15 protein-coding genes are annotated in these 19,884 nt (G+C 72.2%); 11 read left to right on the top strand and 4 right to left on the bottom strand.

Annotation, left to right across the window (positions count from 1 at the left end):
• Positions 1-77 precede the first annotated feature (77 nt).
• The gene (locus C461_RS14190; protein ID WP_008002399.1) at positions 78-2,714 is read left to right on the top strand and encodes a DNA topoisomerase I; all 2,637 of its coding nucleotides are present in this window, start codon (positions 78-80) and stop codon (positions 2,712-2,714) included.
• Between the two features lie 107 nt (positions 2,715-2,821).
• Entirely contained in the window at positions 2,822-4,318 is a 1,497-nt protein-coding gene (locus C461_RS14195; RefSeq protein WP_008002400.1) for a PAS domain-containing sensor histidine kinase, read from the top strand.
• 89 nt (positions 4,319-4,407) lie between these two features.
• Here the strand turns inward: C461_RS14195 and C461_RS14200 are convergent, their stop codons facing one another.
• The 4 genes from C461_RS14200 to C461_RS14215 form a co-directional block, all read right to left on the bottom strand.
• Complete coding sequence (locus tag C461_RS14200; RefSeq protein ID WP_008002402.1) at positions 4,408-4,803, bottom strand: DUF192 domain-containing protein; 396 nt, start codon at positions 4,801-4,803, stop codon at positions 4,408-4,410.
• A 77-nt stretch (positions 4,804-4,880) separates the two neighbouring features.
• Positions 4,881-5,135 carry a glutaredoxin family protein gene (locus C461_RS14205; RefSeq protein ID WP_008002404.1) on the bottom strand — a complete coding sequence of 85 codons (255 nt, stop codon included), beginning with the start codon at positions 5,133-5,135 and terminating at the stop codon, positions 4,881-4,883.
• 452 nt (positions 5,136-5,587) lie between these two features.
• Complete coding sequence (locus C461_RS14210; protein ID WP_008002405.1) at positions 5,588-6,043, bottom strand: HNH endonuclease; 456 nt, start codon at positions 6,041-6,043, stop codon at positions 5,588-5,590.
• Positions 6,044-6,106: 63 nt separating this feature from the next.
• Entirely contained in the window at positions 6,107-7,147 is a 1,041-nt protein-coding gene (locus C461_RS14215) for a zinc-dependent alcohol dehydrogenase family protein (RefSeq protein ID WP_008002407.1), read from the bottom strand.
• 522 nt (positions 7,148-7,669) lie between these two features.
• Between C461_RS14215 and C461_RS14220 the strand changes: the two genes are divergently transcribed.
• From C461_RS14220 to C461_RS14260, 9 genes are all read left to right on the top strand, one after another.
• Entirely contained in the window at positions 7,670-8,935 is a 1,266-nt protein-coding gene (locus tag C461_RS14220) for a dicarboxylate/amino acid:cation symporter (RefSeq protein WP_008002410.1), read from the top strand.
• Positions 8,936-9,127: 192 nt separating this feature from the next.
• Positions 9,128-11,500 carry a type II/IV secretion system ATPase subunit gene (locus C461_RS14225; protein ID WP_008002412.1) on the top strand — a complete coding sequence of 791 codons (2,373 nt, stop codon included), beginning with the start codon at positions 9,128-9,130 and terminating at the stop codon, positions 11,498-11,500.
• Positions 11,497-13,476: a type II secretion system F family protein gene (locus tag C461_RS14230; protein ID WP_008002414.1), complete on the top strand. Its 1,980-nt coding sequence runs from the start codon at positions 11,497-11,499 to the stop codon at positions 13,474-13,476. Before C461_RS14225 ends, C461_RS14230 begins: the two co-directional genes overlap by 4 nt.
• A gap of 209 nt (positions 13,477-13,685) precedes the next feature.
• Entirely contained in the window at positions 13,686-14,771 is a 1,086-nt protein-coding gene (locus C461_RS14235) for a nicotinate-nucleotide--dimethylbenzimidazole phosphoribosyltransferase (protein WP_008002416.1), read from the top strand.
• Entirely contained in the window at positions 14,768-16,162 is a 1,395-nt protein-coding gene (locus tag C461_RS14240) for a cobyrinic acid a,c-diamide synthase (protein ID WP_008002418.1), read from the top strand. Before C461_RS14235 ends, C461_RS14240 begins: the two co-directional genes overlap by 4 nt.
• Before the next feature lie 2 nt (positions 16,163-16,164).
• The gene (locus C461_RS14245) at positions 16,165-17,271 is read left to right on the top strand and encodes a CobD/CbiB family cobalamin biosynthesis protein (RefSeq protein WP_008002420.1); all 1,107 of its coding nucleotides are present in this window, start codon (positions 16,165-16,167) and stop codon (positions 17,269-17,271) included.
• Positions 17,262-18,038, top strand: a complete 777-nt coding sequence (cobS, locus tag C461_RS14250; protein ID WP_008002422.1) for an adenosylcobinamide-GDP ribazoletransferase — start codon at positions 17,262-17,264, stop codon at positions 18,036-18,038. Before C461_RS14245 ends, cobS begins: the two co-directional genes overlap by 10 nt.
• Positions 18,038-18,757 (top strand): GTP--adenosylcobinamide-phosphate guanylyltransferase, encoded by a 720-nt coding sequence (locus C461_RS14255; RefSeq protein ID WP_008002424.1) that lies wholly within the window; start codon positions 18,038-18,040, stop codon positions 18,755-18,757. Before cobS ends, C461_RS14255 begins: the two co-directional genes overlap by 1 nt.
• A complete protein-coding gene (locus tag C461_RS14260) occupies positions 18,754-19,878 on the top strand; it encodes a pyridoxal phosphate-dependent aminotransferase (RefSeq protein WP_008002426.1) in 1,125 nt (374 codons plus the stop codon). The genes C461_RS14255 and C461_RS14260 overlap by 4 nt, the downstream gene beginning before the upstream one ends.
• The last annotated feature ends 6 nt before the right edge of the window (positions 19,879-19,884 follow it).

Here is a 19,884-nt window from a genome sequence, read left to right on the forward strand (position 1 = left end):
GCGCACAGTCGCGCGTGCGGGCGATCTTAAGTTGTGTCACGAAACCTTTAGACGGGGGAGCGGCCTATCTCGGGGCAATGAGTCGCGGCCCCGAACTGATAATCACGGAGAAGGACAACGCGGCGCGCCGCATCGCCGACATCTTGAGCGGCGAGTCCGCGACGGCGGAGCGGCAGAACGACGTCAACGTGTACAAGTGGGGCGGCAAGCGCTGTATCGGCCTCTCCGGGCACGTCGTCGGGGTCGACTTCCCCGCCGAGTACAACGACTGGCGCGACGTCGAGCCGGTCGAGCTCATCGACGCCCCCGTCACCAAGGAGCCGACCCAAGAGGGGATCGTCGCGGCCCTCCGCAAACTGGCCCGTAACGCCTCGCGAGTCGTCATCGCGACGGACTACGACCGCGAGGGCGAACTGATCGGGAAGGAGGCGTACGAGCTGGTTCGCGAGGTCAACGAGGACGCCCCCATCGATCGGGTCCGCTTCTCGTCGATCACCGACAACGAGGTGCAGGAGGCGTTCGCGAACCCCGACGAACTCGACTTCGACCTGGCCGCCGCCGGCGAGGCCCGCCAGGTGATCGACCTCACTTGGGGCGCGGCGCTCACCCGCTTCCTCTCGCTGTCCGCCCGCCAACTCGGCGACGACTTCATCTCCGTCGGCCGGGTGCAGGGGCCGACGCTCAAACTGATCGTCGACCGCGAGCGCGAGATCAAGGCGTTCGACCCGGAGGCGTACTGGGAGCTGTACGGGAACCTGACCAAATCCGGCGGTGACCCCTTCGAGGCGCGGTACTTCTACCTGAACGACGAGGGCAACGAGGCCGAGCGCGTCTGGGACGGCGACGTCGCCGAGATCCTCACGGAGGCGCTCAACGCCGCGGAGGAGGCCGTCGTCGACGACGTGCGTCGGCGGACCCGGACCGACGAGCCGCCGACCCCGTTCAACACCACGGCGTTCATCCGGGCGGCCGGCTCGCTCGGCTACTCCGCGCAGCGCGCCATGTCGCTCGCGGAGGACCTGTACACCGCCGGCTACGTCACCTACCCGCGCACGGACAACACGGTGTACCCCGAGGACCTCGACCCGCGGGAGCTGATCGAGGAGCTGTCGGCCGCGTCGACGTTCGGGAGCGACGCGAAGGGCCTGCTGGACGCGGACCGCGAGATCGAGCCCACCGAGGGCGACAAGGAGACGACCGACCACCCGCCCATCCACCCGACCGGCGAGCTTCCCTCGGCCTCGGACCTCTCGGAGGACGAGTGGGAGGTGTACGAGCTGATCGTCCGGCGCTTCCTCGCGACCTGCGCCGAGCCCGCGACGTGGGAGCGGCTCCGCGTCGTCGCGCTGGCGAACGGCGAGGCCTCCGCGATCGCCGAGCGCGCGGACGGACTCGCGGCCCTGCGCGACCCGGACGAGGCGGCCGGCCCGGGCGACCTCGCCGCCGACGGCGGCCTCCGGCTGAAAGCGAACGGGAAGCGCCTGCTGGAGGCGGGCTACCACGACGTCTACCCGTACCGCTCCAGCGACGAGCGGATCGTCCCGGACGTCGAGGTCGGCGAGACGCTCGCGCTCGACGACCGACGGACCGAGGCGAAGGAGACGCAGCCCCCCCGCCGGTACGGACAGTCCCGGCTCATCGAGGAGATGGAGAAACGCGGCGTCGGCACGAAAGCGACTCGCCACCGCACCCTCGAAAAGCTGTACGACCGCAACTACATCGAGAGCGATCCGCCGCGGCCGACCCGGCTCGCGGAGGCGGTCGTGGAGGCCGCAGAGGAGTTCGCCGACCACGTTGTGAGCGAGGAGATGACCGCTCAACTCGAACGCGACATGCAGGCGATCGCGGCCGGCGAGAAGGACTACGACGAGGTGACCGCGGCGTCCAGAGAGCTGCTCGACCGCGTGTTCGAGGACCTGACCGAGTCGCGCGAGGCGGTCGGTGACCACCTCCAGAAATCGCTGAAGGCGGACAAGACGCTCGGTCCGTGTCCGGAGTGCGGCGCGGACCTGCTCGTTCGGAAGTCCCGGCAGGGGTCGTACTTCGTCGGCTGTGACGGCTACCCCGACTGCGAGTACACCCTGCCGCTCCCCTCCACCGGGAAGCCGCTGCTCTTGGACGAGACCTGCGAGGACCACGACCTCCGGCACGTGAAGATGCTCGCCGGCCGGAAGACGTTCGTCCACGGCTGCCCGCAGTGTAAGGCCGACGCGGCCGACGAGCAGGAGGACGAGGTGATCGGGGTGTGTCCCGAGTGCGGGGAGGGCGCGGCCTCGCCGCGCGACGGAGGCGGTGAAACCGCCGACGCCGGCGGAGAGTTGGCGATCAAGCGGCTCCGCTCCGGGTCGCGTCTCGTCGGCTGCACGCGGTACCCCGACTGCGACTACTCGCTCCCGCTCCCCCGACGCGGCGAGCTCGAGATCACGGACGAGACCTGCGAGGAACACGACCTCCCGCACCTCCGCGTTCACTCCGGCGACGAGCCGTGGGAGCTCGGCTGTCCGATCTGCAACTACCGGGAGTTCACGGCTCGACAGGAGGGGTCCGAGCTACAGTCCGTCGACGGGATCGGCGAGAAGACCGCCGAGAAACTGCAGGACGCCGGCGTCGACGGCGTCACCGACCTCAAGGACGCTGACCCGGACGAACTCGCGGCCGACGTCGACGGCGTCGGCCCGGACACGGTCCGCGACTGGCAGGCGAACGCCGACTGACGGCGTGACACCCGGCCGACCGATCGGTGTACCCTCGATCGGCGACCGCATCACCGACATGCCGATCCATAGACACATAACTGCGGGCGACATCTCCCCGTTTATCGATGAGTCGTGACCGCGACGACGGACGGTCGGCGGAGGGCGGCCGGACCGCCGACGACGGCTCGGTACGCCCGCCGACGGACGCGCCGAGCGACGGGCCGGCGCCGCCGGTCCTCCGGTCGTTCGTCGACGCGGTTCCGACCCCGACGCTGGCGTGTGACCCCGACACCCACGCGATTCGCGCCGTCAACGCTCCCGCGGCCGAGCTGCTCGATCAGTCCGCCGAGGCGCTGACGCTGATGGGGCTCGCCGACATCGGCGAGTCGTCGACGACCGCCGACGGTCGGTCGATCGCTGACGCGGTCGAGTCCGCGGTCGACGCTGACGGCGTCACCCGCTTCGAGTGGGACGCCGGCGGGTCCCGCGGCCGATTCAGGCTCGCGCTCTCGGTACACACGACCGCGATCGGGGGGCGAACGTGGCTCGTCGTCGGGCTCACCGACGTCACCGATCGCGTGAGCGCCGAGGGGGAGTTACAGTCCCAACTCCGGGTGACCGACGCGATCGCGTCGACCGTCCCGTCCGCGTTGTTTCAGTGCACCGCGAGCGGAACGCTCACCCGCTGGAACGCGCGGCTCGCCGCCGACACGGGATACGCCGGCTCGGAGCTGTCCGGCACCGCCCTGACGACGCTGTTCGACGAGGAGCGCCGCGACGCGGTCGCCAAGGCGCTGCAGTCCGTGTACGGTCACGGCGAGGCCGTCGAGTGCGAGGCGACCTTGCTCACTCGGTCCGGCGAGCACGTCCCGTACCGGCTCGCGCTCGGACCGATCGTCGACGGCGACGAAGTCGTCGGGGCGATCGGACTCGGCGAGGACACGACGGCGGCGTCGCTTCGGGAGGAACGGCTCGCCGTGTTGACCCGCGTGCTCCGACACAACTTCCGCAACGACCTCAACGTGGTGACGGGGTTCACGGAGCGGGCCATCGCGGCGACCGACGACCCGGAACTCGCCGCGGAACTCGAACGCGTCGTCGACACCGCCGAGCGCCTGCTCAGAGTGGGTGAGACCTCTCGGCGGGTCGAACGACTGCTCGCGGACCGCCCGACGCCCGGACCGCGAGACCTGTCTGCCACCGTCGACGAGGCGATCGGATCGCTTCCGCCCGAGATCCGCGAGCGCGCGGCGATCGACGTCGACGTTCCCGACGGGGTCACGGTCTCGGCGGTCGGCTACTTGGCCGAGGCGATCGCGGAACTCGTCGACAACGCGATCCGACACAACGACGCGGAGCGCCCGTGGGTCAGGGTCAGCGCCGCCGAACTGCCGAGCGAGTCGTGGGTGTCGCTGGTCGTCGCCGACAACGGATCGGGGATCCCGCCGACCGAGCGGTCGGTGCTCACCGGCGAGGAGACGCCGTTAGAACACGCGAGCGGGCTCGGGCTCTGGTACGTCAACTGGATCGTCAGCGCCGGCGGCGGCGAGTTCGACCTCGGCGAGAGCAAGGCGGGCGGCACCCGGGTCACGATCGACCTCCGGACGCCGACCGAGGGGTAGCTCCCGACGCCGATCGGGGTATCGATCCGGACGCCGAGAGACGAATCGAGGCGGATCGAGCGGGCGGATCGAGCGGGCGGGGCCGTCGTTCACTCGACGAGCCGGACCTCGTCGCCGACCGCGACCGCGTCGGCCGCGCCGGCCGGCAGTTCGACGACGGTGTCGGCGCGCCCGCGGCCCAGGCCGACGAACGGGGCGAGCCGCTTTTTCGCCGTGACCTCGCCGTCGACCAGCCAGAGCGCGTCGATCGAGAAGGGGACGAACAGCATGTGGAGCCACCGCGTCTCCGCCGCGCCGAAGGGGAACACGAGCGCGTAGTCGTCGGGGATCGACCGCCGGAACATCAGGCCGCGCGCCTGTTCGAGCGTCGAACGCGCAACGTCGACGTCGTCGGCGAGCGGGCGTGTCTCGCGGTCGTCGGACGGGTCGCGGTCGTCGGACGGATTGCGGCCGCCAGCGGGGGCGCGGCGGTGAACGAGTCGCACGCTCGCCCCGTCGTCACGATCGGTAAATAGTCCCGCGGTTCGGTCGGCCGGTACTCGTCGGGTCGGTTCGTCCCGGCTCAGCTCGCGCCGCCGTACGTCTCGTCGAGGTACTCGACGATGTCGTCGCTCTCAGGCATCGCGTCGATGCCGTGCTCCTCGTCGACGAGGACCGGCACGCCGGTCTGACCGCTTAGCTCCTCGACTTCGGTCCGCTCGGAGTGCGAGCGCGGCACCATCACGGAGTCGTACTCAAGGCCGAGTTCGTCGAGCTTGGCCGTCACCTTCGCGCAGTACGGGCAGCCTTCGAGTTCGTAGAGCGTCAGGCTCGTCATCGCTCCTCGGTACGACGCAGACGCGTAAAGATGTACGGTGAGCGATGCGCGCGGCGCGCACGGGCGACGACTTAGCGTCGGCGTTGCGGCCGGGCGCTCGACCGCTCAGCGGAGCGGCGATCGTTTATAAGCAACCGAAGCGGTGGCGTCGCCGGCGCGGAGCACCGGCTGCAAGCGAGAGCTTCGCTCTCGTCCGGCGCGCCCGCTCGCGCCTTTATAAGGCGCGAGCGGACCGCGAGGGAGTCGGTCGCCCCGAGCGAAGCGACGGGCGACCGACGAGGCTGGGGAGGTGTGAGGCGCTGTGCGGTGCCGTGCCGGGCTGTGCGGTGCGGGGCGGTGCCGTGCGGGGAACTCGAAGTGACAACCGCGGATCGCTGCTGCCGACGGCGACGCCACACGTCCGCTTATAAACGCCCGACCACAGCTGCTTATAAATCACCGTCCCCAGCCGCTCACGGTCGCGTCCCGAGCGCGGGGCGCGTCTCGTCGCGCGGGATCCGGTCGGCGCGCCGGTCGTGGACGTCCTCGTGGCAGTCGCGACACAGCGTGATCAGGTTCGAGAGGTCGTTCGATCCGCCGTTGGCGCGGGGGACGACGTGGTGTACCTCAAGCACCCGGGCGGCGGTGCCCTGCGTCGATTTCCCCGCCGGGCGGCGACGCGTCCGCCCGTCCCGGTCGCGCCACACCGTCGCGCCGTCGACGCGCTCGATCCGTCCGGCGGGACACAGCGCGCACTTGAACTTGTCCCGCAGGCGAACCCGCGCCTTCCGCTCCCACCCCGGCTGCGGGGAGCGGTACGAGCGCGGGCCGGACTGCGACAGCTTCGAGAACAGCTGCGTGAGCGTGAGCGCGGGGGGATCCGGAAGCTCGCGGAGCTTCCACGCGCGGACCGACTCCCACGTTTCCATCGGCTCGCACTCGGCTCGGCGATCGGATATATCCGACGGCCCGAGGCGGTTCCCAGCGCCTCGCTACGGCTTCACGAGGACCTTGATCGCCTCCCGCTCGTCCATCATGCGGTACCCCTCGTCGATCTCGTCGAGGCTCACCGTCTCGGTGAATATCGGCGCGGGGTCGAGCGTTCCCTGCAGCACGTCGACCAGCAGCTCTTCGGCGTACGCGCGGACCGGGGCCACGCCGCCGGCGAGCGTCACGTTGTCGCCGAACAGTCCGAACACGTCGAGCCCCTCGTCGTTGACGCCGTGCGGGACGCCGACGTAGCCGATCGTGCCACCGGGGCGGACCGCGTCGATGGCGGTGTTCATCGCGCTCGCGGCGCCGACGCACTCCATGACGTGGTTCGGCCCGCCGTACGTGAGTTCGCGGATCCGGTCGACGGCGGCCTCCCCGCGCCCGGACACGGTTTCGGTGGCCCCGAACGACTCGGCGAGTTCGAGCCGGTCCTCGTGGTGGCCCACCGCGATGATCCGCTCGGCGCCGAGCCGGCGGGCCGCGAGCACGCCGCAGAGCCCGACCGCGCCGTCGCCGATCACGGTCACGGTCGAGCCCGCCTCGACGCCCGCGCTGACGGCCGCGTGGTGGCCGGTCCCCAGCACGTCGGTCAGCGGGAGCAGCGACCGAAGCGTCTCCTCGTCGTCGGCGTGGCGGTCCGGAACGCGGACGAGCGTGCCGTCCGCGCGGGTCGACCGGACGTACTCGCCTTGGCCACCGCCGTTGTCGCCGCCCCACGAGTCGCCGTTCACACAGGAGGTGTGGAGCCCCTTCCGGCAGAACTCGCACTCCCCACAGGAGATCACGAAGGGCGCGAGCACGCGGTCGCCCGGGGCGACCGACGTGACCTCGTCGCCGACTTCCTTGACGATCCCCATCGGCTCGTGGCCGACCGGCGATCCGGGATCGCGGTCGCTGTCGCCGCGGTAGAACCACAGGTCCGACCCGCAGACCGCGGTGTGGGTCACGCGGACGATCGCGTCGGTCGGAGCCTCGATCTCGGGTCGGGGTCGCTCCTCGATCCCGACGTCGCCGGGAGCGTTGAACACGGCTGCGCGCATGGGTACGCTACCGGCGGGCACGGTAAAAGGGCGCCGTCGAGCGAGACTCAGAACCGGGCGTCGGACTCGGTGTCGCTCCGAGCGTCGGACACGAACTCGGCGCTCGCTCGACGACCTCTTCGACGGCTCCGTGCTCTTCCGGACCGGTGCTCCCGGTTCCCGCGCCGAGGTGTCGGGCGTGGTCGCTGACGCTCAACAGCCGATCGGCGTGCTCGTCGACGATCGCGGCGCTTTCTCACCGGCGAGGCCGGGCCGTGCCCCGCAGAGTCAGGGCGCGATAGCTGTTGTCTTTGCCGGTATCGATGACTCGGCACCTCTCCCCGAATCGCTCTCGAAGTTCGACGGACGGACACCTTCGATCGTCGCTGCCGTGGGCGCTCGCGCTTCTTTCGAGCGCGCGCTGTCTGGCACGCCGATCGACCTCGACGGACGGGGGTGATTTCCCCCGAGTGCGGCGTCACAGGTCGCTTCAACTGTCGTCCGTAACGGAGGCGTTTCCCCCGCGGATTCACACCTGTCGATATGGCCAGTTTCATCGGATCGCTGTGGCGTCGGTATCGATCGGTACCGCTCATCTACCGCATCGCGGTCGCGTTCCTCCTCGGGTCGGTCGCCGGCGCGGTCTTCGGCGAACGGATGACCGTTGTCGAACCATTTGGTGACCTCTTCTTGCGCCTGCTCAACATGCTCGTCGTCCCGATCATCGTCTTCACGCTGCTCACCGGGATCAGACAGCTCTCGCCGGCGAAGCTCGGGCGGATCGGTGGCGCGACGGTCGGACTCTACGCCGTAACGACGACGCTCGCCGGGCTGATCGGGCTCGCGGTCGCGAACCTGCTGCGCCCGGGTCGCGGGGTGGAGTTCACGGGCGGTGAGGCGCAGTCGCAGGCGCCGCCGTCGCTGACCGAGGTCGTCCTCGGGATCGTCCCGAACAACCCGGTAGCCGCGATGGCCGACGGGAACCTGCTCGCGACGGTCTTTTTCGTGATCGTGTTCGGGATCGCGCTCACTTACGTCCGGGCGCAGAAACCGGAGCTCGCGGACAGCGTCGACGGCGTGTTCGGGGCCTTCAAGATCGGGGCCGAGGCGATGTTCGTGGTCGTCCGCGGCGTGTTGGAGTACGGGGTCATCGGCGTGTTCGCCCTCATGGCGGTCGGCATCGGCACCGAGGGCGTCGGCGTGTTCTCCTCGCTCGGCGCCCTCGTGCTGGCGGTCGCCGTCGCGGTCGCCGTCCACATCGCGTTCACGTACCTGTTCGTGCTCATGCGCGTGGTCGCCGGCGTCTCTCCGATCGCGTTCCTCACAGGGGCGAAAGACGCGATGCTCACCGCCTTCGCGACGCGCTCGTCCAGCGGGACGCTCCCCGTGACGATGACGAACGCCGAAGAGGACCTCCGGATCGAAGAGCGGGTGTACTCGTTCGCGCTCCCCGTCGGCGCCACCGCAAACATGGACGGCGCCGCGATTCGGCAGGCGATCACCGTGATGTTCGCGGCCAACGCCGTGGGACAGCCGCTCGCGATCACCGAGCAGGTCTTGGTGTTGGTCGTCGCCGTGCTGATCAGTATCGGTACCGCCGGCGTCCCGGGCGCCGGGCTCGTCATGTTGACCGTCGTGTTGAGTCAGGTCGGACTCCCGCTGGCGGTCGTCGGCTTCGTCGCCGGCGTCGACCCCATCCTCGGACGCATCGCGACGATGAACAACGTCACCGGCGACCTCGCCGTCGCGACCGTGGTCGGCAAGTGGAACGACGCAATCGACTTCGGCGACGGCGTCTGGGCGAGGTAGGGACTCGGCGCAGAAGACGCGCGCGGCGGACTCAAACCGGGCTATTCACCAATTGTTTATAAATATTGAAATAATCTTTTTGTGACAGAAAATAACTCTTAAACCGACCCGTCCGCCACCCGTGAATCGTACGATGACGCGGAGACCGGACGCCGACGCCGCGACGAACCGATCGAGGCGAGGGATCGAGACGTGAGCGACGGCCCGACGCTCCGGATCGTCGACGACGCCGACGACGATCCGGGCGGTGCGGTGCCGGCGCCGGTGCCGCCGGACGACCCCGAGGCCTGGTACGCGCCCGAGGTGCGCGCGCAGTACGAGTCCGAACCGGGGGTCGTCGCGACGGTCCGCGAGCGCGACGGCGGCCGGTTCGGCTACGGCGTGCGCGAACCGCCGCTGTCGCCCGCCGACGAGCGAGCGCTCGCGCGGGTTCGCGACCACTTCTCGGCGGTGCGCCACCGCCGCCCGCTCACGCGGGTCGGGGTGATCGAGCGCGCCGCGGCCGGCTTCGAGCCGAAGTACGCGCAGGCGCTCGATCGGTTACTCGACGCGACCGCCGCCGCACGCCGCCGGATCGACTACCACGCGCTGTGTGACCTTCGGCTGCTCGGCGACCTCACGCCCGTCGCCCTCGACGACCGGATCGAGGTCGCCGACGTGGGCGACGAGCGCGAACTCGTCGTCCACACCGAGACGTTCGCGCCGCTGGAGACGGGCATCGACGCCGACGCCGAGTACGTCGAGCGCGTCGCCGCCGAGCGGCTCGCGCAGTACGCCGTCGGGTTCGCGGGGCTCTCCGTCGACGTGGTCGTCTACCGCGAGCGCCTGCTCGGCTCCGACGCGTTCGAGACGAAGTACGCCGTGCTCGAACCGGACCTCCTGCCGGGCGACGAGGCGCTGATCGACGAGTGCAAAGAGCGCATCTGGGAGACGACGGTCGACGGCGTCGTCGACGACCGCGAGGCGTTCGTTGCCGCGCACGCCCGGCGGTTCCTCTCGCGACGGCTCACCGCGCGCAACACCCGGGCGTGGCTCGACGCGGCGACCCACCGCGCCCGCGCCGCGCTGGCCGAGCGCGGGATCGGCGTCCCGCCCGTCGACTCGCGGTACGCCCACGACCGGCTCGACGACCTCGCGTACTACGTGCTCCGCGACTTCGTCGGCGAGGGGATCTTGACCGTCCCGATCCGGGACCCGAACTTGGAGGACGTCGAGGCCAACCGCGTCGGCGAGCGCGTGAAGGTGATCCCGCGGGCGTCGATCCGCGACGCCGGCGACGACGCGGAGGCGTTCGACGGGACGGGCACCCGGGTTCCGACCAACCTCGCGTTCGCGGACGAGACCACCTTCGTCAACGTCGCCACCGGGCTGGCGGCCCGCGACGGGACCGAGCTCAACGCCTCGACGCCCTCCGCGAAGGTGAACCTCGATATCGACGGCGTCGACGAGACGATCCGGTGTGCGGTGGCGCTGCCGGTCATCTCCGAGGGCGGCCCGCACGTCTCGATCCGGAAACAGCGTGCGGACGCGATGACGCCGATCGATCTCGTCGACCGCGGGACGCTGTCGACGGAGCTCGTCACGCTGCTGTGGCTGCTGTACGAGCATCGCGGCGTCGTCCTCTTCGCCGGGCCGACGGGGGTGGGAAAAACGACCCTGCTGAACGCTCACACGCCCTTCATCCCGTTCGACGACCGCCCGGTCTCGATCGACGAGGGGTCACGCGAGGTCCGGCTCCCGCACGAGACCGGGGTGTCGCTCACGACCCGCGACCACGAGGAGGCGTACAAGGCGGTGAGCATGGCGGAGCTGATGACGGAAGCGAACTACCTCAACCCCGACGTGGAGGTGATCGCGGAGATCAACACGCCAGCGAGCTTCGACACCTTCGCGGAGACGCTGAACACCGGCCACGGCGTGATAGGCACTACTCACGCCGAGGACGTCGAGGCGCTCGTCAACCGCGTGATCGAGCGCGGGCTGGCGCCCTACCTCCTGCGGGAGGTCGACCTCGTGGTCTTCCCGCGGCAGGTTGGTGGCGACCGGTACGTCTCCCGGGCGGTCGAGTTGCTCTCGGCGGCAGAGTACGAGGCGCTCGACTCGGAGGCGAAACGAAGCCCCACCGGAAACCCGAAACACGGCGGCGCCGGCGTCGTCGAGAAGGGCGGCGAGGCGGTGTACTTCAACACCATCGCGTGGCGCGACGCCGACGGGAGGTTCCGATTCCCGGGCGCGCCCGACGCGGGAGGGGCGACGGGGACGGGGGGAGCGACAGGGGCAGCGGGGGCGGGGGGAGCGGGGAGCGGTCCGACCGGGTCTCCGGTCGCGACTCGCGACGCCGCCCCGCGACTCCACGCGTTCGCCCGCATCGCGGACCACACGGACCGAGCGGTCGACGCGGTCGAGTCGGAGTTCGCCGCGAAACACCGCTACGTGGAGTACCTGGTTCGGGAGGGCGTCGACGACTTCGACGCGCTGTTCGAGTTCCTCGCCGACCTCCGCACCGACGAGGCCGCGACCGTCGAGCGCGCCGCCCGGACGATGGACGAAGGTGACCGACCGTGAGCGAACAGACGGCCTCCGAGTCGGGTCGAGGGACCGCCGGCCGCTCTCGGGCCCTCGATGCGGCCGAGACCGACGGCTTCCTGCGGGACGGTCGGTTTTCGGTCGTCGACCGCGTCTGCTACGCGCTGTTCGCGCGCCACGCCGGCGACCGCCGACACGACGCCGATCGGAAACGGTACCGGGGAACCGCGCTGGGCACGGGGTTCGAGACGTACCTCGCGCGGGTGTACGGGCTCTCGTGGCTCGTCTGTGTCGCCGTCGCGGTGCCGGCGCTGTTGGTCGCGGCGGGGAGCGCACCGCCCCTGCTCGCCGCGCTGGAGGCGCGAGTCGGCGCCGTCTCGCCGGTTCCGATCGCCGCGCTGTCGCCCGACTGGGTCGCCATCGCGGTCGCCGGTCTCGCCGGAATTCTCGCGAAGCGGGCGACGGTGCGGCTCGGCGGGCTCCACCTCCGGTGGCGCACGGCGACGCGACGGACCGACATCGAGCGGACGCTTCCGGCGGCGGTCCGCTACCTCGAACTGCTCGCGTCCGGGAGTGACGGGCCGCGAGAGATGGTGGCGAAGGCTGCCGACAACGACGCGTACGGCGGCACCGCGACCTCGCTGCGGAAGGTGCTCAACGCGGCGCGGCTCGCCGGCAGCCTCGACGAGGGGCTCCGGCGGGTCGCCCGCGACACCCCTTCTCGGGAGCTGCTCGCGCCGTTTCTGTTGAAGTTCCGCAAGCACGCGACGACCGGCGACGGGGCGCTCGCGGAGTACCTCCGGACCGAGAGCCGGATGCTCGCGCACCGACAGGACCGGGCGCGAAAGCGCGCGCGGCGCTTCCTCGAACTGCTCACGGAGCTGTTCGTCGCGGTGCTGGTGTTGCCGGCGCTGCTCGTGATCGCGGCGACCGCGCTCACCGTCGTGATCCCCGAGTTCCTCCCGCCGGTGGAGACCCCGGTCGGGGTGGTGCCGACGCGGGCGGTCGTCCTCTACGGCTCCGTGCTCTTCCTCGTCGCGCTCGGGCTCGCCGGCGCGGTCGCCGTCGGGACCCTCCGCCCGCCGAACCAGCGCGCCAGCTACGACCTACCGGGATCGCCGCGGGAGATCGCCGCCTCGATCGGGTCCAACCCGGCGAGCGCCGCGGTCGTCTTCGCGCCGCCCGCGTTCCTCCTGGCGGTCGGGCTCGCGATCGCGGAGTACACCCTCGTCAACGTCGTTCTGCTGGCGTACGCGACGTTCGCGATCCCCGTCGGCGTCGTGGCGGACAGGCGGACGCGGATCGACGACGCGAAGGACCGCGAACTGGCCGACTTCGTCCACGCCGTCTCCGGGCACGTCGCGTCCGGGCGCCCCTTTTCGGACGCGGTCGCGGCCGTCGCCCGCGACGTCGACCTCGGGGTGCTCGACGACGACGTGGCCGACCTCGCGTTCGCGCTCCGGTCGACGACCGCGACGGGCGGAACGAGCACTGGAGGACCCGACGCGGCGACCGGCCCGACAGACGTCCGCGCGGCCGCGATCGACCGGTTCGTCGACCGCGTCGGGACCCCGCTCGCGGAGGGGACGCTCGGGCTCGTCACGGGGGCGTTGAACGCCGGCAGCGACGCGGATGCCGTCTTCGAGACGCTCCGGATCGAGGTGGGACAGCTGTACAGCGAACAGCGGGCGCTCCGCTCGTCGATGCACCCGTACATCGCCGTCGGGTGGGCGGCGGCCGCGCTGGTCGCCGCCGTCGTCGCCGTCGTCAACACGCAGGTGATCGACGCCGCGCGGCTCGGCGAACTCGCCGCCGCCTCCGAGTTCGTCACCGAGCCCGACACGGTCCACCCGGAGCTCGAACGCTTCCGGCTGTACGTCGTCACGCAGGCGACGATGCTCGCGTCCGGGTGGTTCGCCGGCACCGCCTCGCGCGGCCGCTACGCGGCGCTGCTCCACTCGGGGGTCCTCGTGGCGATCTGCTACGCGGTGTTCACCGCGGGCGGGCTGGTGTGAGCGCTCCCGCCCGACGCGCCGAACGCCGCTGGCACCATTTATAAACGACCGCCGACGCTGCCGCCGACCTTTATAAACCACTGCCGACGCGCCGACGGCCCCGATCCCGATCGATTAAAGTCGACTTGTGATAACCAACCGCTAGTGGTTATCATCGAGCGAGCGGTCGACGGGCGGAACCGATCGGACCGGCGATCCGGAGGCGTCGCGTGAGCGACGCGACCCTCGTCGTCGTCGCGGGGACGACCGAGACGGCCGCGATCGACGGGATCAGCGCCGCGGGCGCCGATCCGACGCTCAGGCGACACACCCCGAGCGCGGACCTCGAAATCGTCGCCGACGGTCGGCCCGCCCCCGACTCGCCGGTCCCGGTCAGCCCGTCGGGGTGTCCGACGCCGGCGGTCGTCACGCGGGCGGTCCGCGATCTCGTCGGGTTCGAGTTCGTCGCCGTCGACGCCGGACTCGCGGTGCCGACGGCGACGCCGACCCGCGGCGTCGACGCGGGCCCCGGCGGCGATATCCGCGAGGCCGACCCCGTCCCGGACGCCGAGGCGATCTTCGAGCGAGCGCGCGCGATGGCGCCGGTGTTGGCGGACCGGGACGGCGACGGAAGCGACACCGACGACGTCACCGCCACCGGCGCCGAGATCCTCCTCGCCGAGACGATCCCCGGCGGCACGACGACCGCGCTCGGGGTCCTGACCGCGCTCGGCGAGCGGCCGATCGTCTCCTCGTCGCTGGCGGCGAACCCGCTCGCGAGCAAGCGCGCCGTCGTCGAGGAGGGGCTCTCGGCCAGCGGCCTCGACCCGGGCGACGCCGCCGGCGACCCGATTACCGCTGTCCAGCAGATGGGCGATCCGGTGCTCGCCGCGGCCGCGGGGCTCGTCGTCGGCGCCGCCGACCGCGACGTGCCCGTGACCCTCGCGGGGGGAACCCAGCTGGCGGCGGTCGCCGCGCTGGCGCGACACGCCGGCGTCGACCGGCGGCTCGCGCTCGCGACGACCGCGTTCGTCGCCGACGACCCGACCGCGGACGTGGCGGCGCTCGCGACCGATCTGGACCTGTCGCTCACCGCGACGGACCCCGCGTTCGACGAGAGCGACCACCCGGCGATGGCGGCGTACGCCCGCGGCGAGGCCAAGGAGGGCGTCGGAATGGGCGGCGCGCTGGCGCTCGCGGACCGCGCTGGCGTGCCCGCCGGCGACGTGCGAGCACGCGTGGCAACGCTCACCGACCGGCTGCTCGCCGAGCGGGAGGCGGCGACGACGGGCGCGGCCGGAGGTGACTCCCGATGAAGGGCGTCGTCCTCGGCGGCACGAGCTCCGGTGTCGGAAAGACGGTGGCGACGCTCGCGACGATCCGCGCACTGGAAAACGCCGGTCACGCCGTTCAGCCCGCGAAGGCCGGCCCCGACTTCGTCGACCCGAGCCATCACGCGCGCGTCGCGGGGCGTCCCTCGCGGACGCTCGATCTGTGGCTGCAGGGCGAGGCGGGGCTCCGCCGGAACTACGCCCGAGGCGGGGGCGACGTCTGCGTCGTCGAGGGGGTCATGGGGCTGTACGACGGCGACGAGTCGAGCACGGCCGCGGTCGCCGAGGCGCTCGATCTCCCCGTCGTGCTCGTCGTCGACGCGAGCGCCGGCATGGAGAGCGTCGCCGCGACCGCGCTGGGGTTCGAGGCGTACGCCGAGCGGGCCGGCCGCGACGTCGACGTGGCCGGGATCATCGCCCAGCGCGCGCACGGCGGACGACACGAGAGGGGGATCCGCGAAGCGCTGCCGGACGGCCTGACCTACTTCGGCCGGATCGGCCCGCAGGAGGGCCTGGAGATCCCCGAGCGCCACCTCGGGCTGCACATGGGCGAGGAGTCGCCGGTCGGCGACGACGCGCTCGACGCGGCCGCGGCGGAACTCCGGACGGACCGGGTCGTCGAGGCGGCGCGTGAACCGACGGGAGCGGTTGCTCCGACCGACCCGGCCGAGGCAACAGGGGCCGAGGCGACAGGGACCGAGGCGACCGGCGGCGATCGGTCGCGCGTCGCCGTCGCCCGCGACGCCGCCTTCCGGTTTATGTATCCGGCGACGGTCGAGCGGCTGCGCGAGCGGGCGATCGTCGAGACGTTCGAACCGACGGCCGGCGACTCGCTCCCGCCCTGCGACGGGGTGTACCTCCCCGGCGGCTACCCTGAACTCCACGCCGAGGCGCTCGCGGGGAGCCCGGCGCTCGCCGACATCGCCGACGCGGCCGCCGACGGCGTTCCGGTCCTCGGCGAGTGCGGCGGGCTGATGGCGCTCGCGGAGTCGCTGACGACGGTCGACGGCGACACGCACGCGATGGCCGGCGTGCTCCCGGCCGACGTGACGATGCGCGACCGGTACCAGGCGCTCGACCACGTCGAACTGCGCGCGAAGCGCGACGGACCGGCCGGGTCGACCGGGTCGGCCGCCTCGACCGCCTCGACCGCCTCGACCGCGCCGACCGCCGCAGCCGGGACCACCCTGCGCGGTCACGAGTTTCACTACTCGGCCGCCGAGGTCGCGAACGACGCTCGCTTCGCCTTCGACGTGGTGCGCGGCACCGGGATCGACGGCGCCCACGACGGACTGATCGAGCACCGAACGGTCGGAACGTACGCCCACGTCCACCCGGCGAGCGGGGCGTTCGACGCGTTCTGCGACGGGCTCTGATCGTGTTCGTCGTCCCTCTCGTCCTCGCGGCGTCCGCCCCTCTCGTTCTCGCGGCATCCGTTCCTCTCGCCCTCGCGGTGCCCGCAGCGCTCGGGCTCGCCGTCGCTCTCGACCTCGCGTTCGCGGAGCCCCCGCGCCGGCTCCATCCGGTCGCGCGCTTCGGCTCGGTCGTCGCGCGGTTCGACCGATCGTGGTCGCGCCCGCGGCTCGTCGGCGTCATCGTCGCGGCGGCGCTCCCGCTCGGCGCCGCGGCGGTCGCCGGTGGGTTCGTGGCGTCTGTGACGACGCTCGGGACGCGGGCGGGCGGCGGCTCGTCGACGGGCGCGATCCCGATCCTCGCCGTGCTCGTCGCGGGACTGCTCCTCTTTTCGGTCGTGAGCCTCCGGATGCTGCTCGACGTCACCGCCGAGGTCGTCGAGTTGACGGCGACGGACCCGGCCGCGGCCCGGGAGTCGGTCCGGGCGCTCGTGGGGCGGGACGCCGCCGACCTCTCGCCCGCCGAACTCCGGAGCGCGGCCGTCGAGAGCGCGGCCGAGAACCTCGCCGACGGGTTCGTCGCCCCGCTCGGCGGGTTCGTCGTCGGGGCGACCGCCGCGTTGACGTTTACCTCGGCTCCCGTCCTCCCGCTCGGCGTCGCCGTCGCGGTCTGGGTGAAGGCCGTGAACACGCTCGACTCGATGCTGGGCTACCGGTCGAAGCCGGTCGGGTGGGCCAGCGCCCGGCTCGACGACGCGGTCATGTACCTGCCGGCGCGCGCGACCGCGCTCTCTCTCGCGATCGCGGCCCGATCGCCCGGAGCCCTTCGGGACGCCCGGAACTGGGCCAGGACGCCGAGTTCGCCGAACTCCGGGTGGCCGATGGCGACGGCCGCGACCGCCCTCGCGGTCAGACTGGAGAAGCCCGACCACTACGCGCTCAACCCCGACGCGGCGGCTCCGGGCGTCGCTGACGCCCGTGACGCGGTGCGGCTCGTCGGGGTCGCCGGCGGCGTCGCCGCGGCGATCGCGGGGGGATCGGTGCTGGCGGTGTCGCTAGCGGTGTCGCTGTCGGCGGGATCATCGCTGTCGGCGTTGCTGTCGGCGGCGACCGAGGTGATCGGATGGCGCTGACCGCGGTCCGCGGCGCGCTCGGCTTCCTCACCCGGATCCCGGTCGGGCGCAGCGAGGCGGCGTGGGAGTCGTTCTCGCGCTCGCCGTGGACGTTCCCGTTCGTCGGGTACCTCGTCGGCGCGCTCGTCGCCCTCCCGCTTATGATGCCCGCGTTCGCTCCCGTCCCCGGACCGACCGTCGCGTTCGCGTTCATCGTGGCCGTCTACGGCGTGACGGGGATCACCCACCTCGACGGGGTGGCGGACCTCGGTGACGCCGCGGTCGTCCACGGGGACGTCGACGAACGCCGGCGCGTGATGCACGACTCCGCGCTCGGCGTCGGCGGCACGGTCGCGCTCGCCGTCGTCGTGCTCGGGCTCGCGACGGCGGCGCTCGGGCTGGTCGAGGTCGGGATCGCTCGGAGCCAGTTCCTGACCGCGGCCGGGATCGCCGTCGCCGCCGAGGTGGGTGCGAAGGCCGCCACCGCGACGCTCGTCTGCGTCGGCGACGCCGCCCACGAGGGGCTCGGCTCCGCGCTGACGGGCGAGTCGTCGCCCCGCTCCGCGCTCCCGGCGCTCGCGCTGGCCGCGCCCGCCGCGCTGCTCGGCTGGCCGCTGGTGGCCCCCGGGATCGCCGCGCTCGGCGCCGCGCTGGCGACGGCGGCGCTTCTCGGTCGGTGGGCGAGCCACCGACTCGGCGGCGTTTCGGGCGACGTGCTCGGGGCGACGAACGAACTCGCGCGGGTCGTCGCGCTGCACGCGGGGGTGATCGCGTGGACGCTCTCGTGATGTGCGGCGGCCGCGGGACCCGGCTCGGCGGCGAGCGGGAGAAGCCCCTCACCCGTGTCGGCGGCCGACCGATGATCGACCGGGTGCTCGCCGCGCTCGCCGAGAGCCGCGTCAAAACGGTCCACGCGGTCGTCTCGCCGCACGCGACGGCGACCCGGGGACACCTCGCCGACCGCGCCGCGGAGCGGTCCGCCCTCGAGCTCGTCGGCGCGCCCGGCGAGGGGTACGTCGCCGACCTGCAGTACGCAATGAACGCGATCGGCACGGGCGGTTCGGACGGCTCGGGCGGCCCGGGCGGCACGGCCGGTTCGGGCGGCGCGGCCAGTTCGATCGACTCGTCCGTGCTGACCGTCGCCGCCGATCTTCCGCTGCTCGACGACGAGGCGGTCGGCGCCGTGCTCGACGCGGCCCGCTCCGCCGGCGACGGTGACAGCGATCCGGCGTCGCTCACCGTCTGCGTGCCGGCCGAGCGCAAGCGCGAACTGGGCGTCAGCGCCGATTCGGCCGCGGCGACGATCGACGGCCGCGACGTCGTACCCGCCGGGATCAACGTCGTCGGGGCGTCGACGGAGGGTGAGGACGGCGACGCCGACCCCGGCGCCGTCCGCGTCACCGACGACGCCCGGTTCGCCGTCAACGTCAACTATCCGTCGGACGTGCGGATCGCAGAGCGGCTCCTCGCCGGGGAGACCACCGACGACCGAGCGCACCCCTTATGAATCTCGACACCGCCATCGACCTCGACCGCGAACCGCACGGGAGCAGCGACGACCCCGACCTGTTGGATTTCTCGGCGAACACCAACCCCGAGGTCCCCGAGGGCGTCGAGGCGGTCTACCGCGAGGCGTTCGCGGCGTCGCGGACGTACCCGGCGGAGCCGCCCCAATCCTTCCGCGAGGCCGCCGCCGACTACGTCGACTGCGCTCCGGGAGAGGTGATTCCCACGCCCGGCGGGTTGGCGGCGATCCGGGCGGTCGTCGCGCTCGCGGTGGACCCGGGCGACACCGCGCTCGTCCCCTATCCGAGCTTCGGCGAGTACGCCCGGGAGGTGCGGCTGCAGGGCGGCGAGCCCGAGTTCGTCCCGGCCGAGCCGACGCCCCGCGGCGACTCGACCCGCGACACCGGTTCGATCCTCGACGCCGACCCGACCGGTCACGCGCTCGCGGTCGTCTGTACCCCGAACAACCCGACCGGAACCGCTTACGACCGCGAGGCGCTGGAAGCGTTCGCGGCGCGGTGCCGGGAGGCGGACACCGTGCTCCTCGTCGACGAGGCGTTCCTCGGGTTCACCGACCGCCGATCGCTCGCGGGGACCGAGGGCGTCGTCGTCGCCCGATCGCTCACGAAGCTCTTCGGGCTTCCCGGAATCCGGACCGGCTTCGCGGTCGCGACCGGGCGGCTCGGCGCGGCGTTGCGGCGCGCCCGCCGCCCGTGGAACCTGAGCGCTCCCGCGCTCGCGACCGGGGCGTACTGCATGCGGCAAGACGGGTTCGTCCGCGAGACCCGCGAGCGCGTCGCAAGCGAACGCGAGCGCATGCGAGCCGCCCTCGCCGACCGCTACGACGTGTTCCCGTCCGACGCGCCGTTCCTGCTGTTCGACGTCGGAGAATCCGGACGATCAGTCGAGGAACTCGTCGCGGCCGCCCGCGATCGGGGCGTCGCGCTCCGGGACGCGAGGACCTTCCGCGGTCTCGACTCGCACGTCCGGGTCGCCGTGCGGCGACCCGCGGAGAACGACCGCCTGCTGGCCGCGCTGGGCGTCGGCGGAACGGAGGCGGGGGGAGCGGAGGCGGACGGAGCAGAGACGGACGGAGCAGAGGCGGGCGGAGGCGACCGATGACTGAGT

The organism is Halorubrum aidingense JCM 13560 (genome assembly GCF_000336995.1).
Taxonomy (GTDB): Archaea; Halobacteriota; Halobacteria; order Halobacteriales; family Haloferacaceae; genus Halorubrum; species Halorubrum aidingense.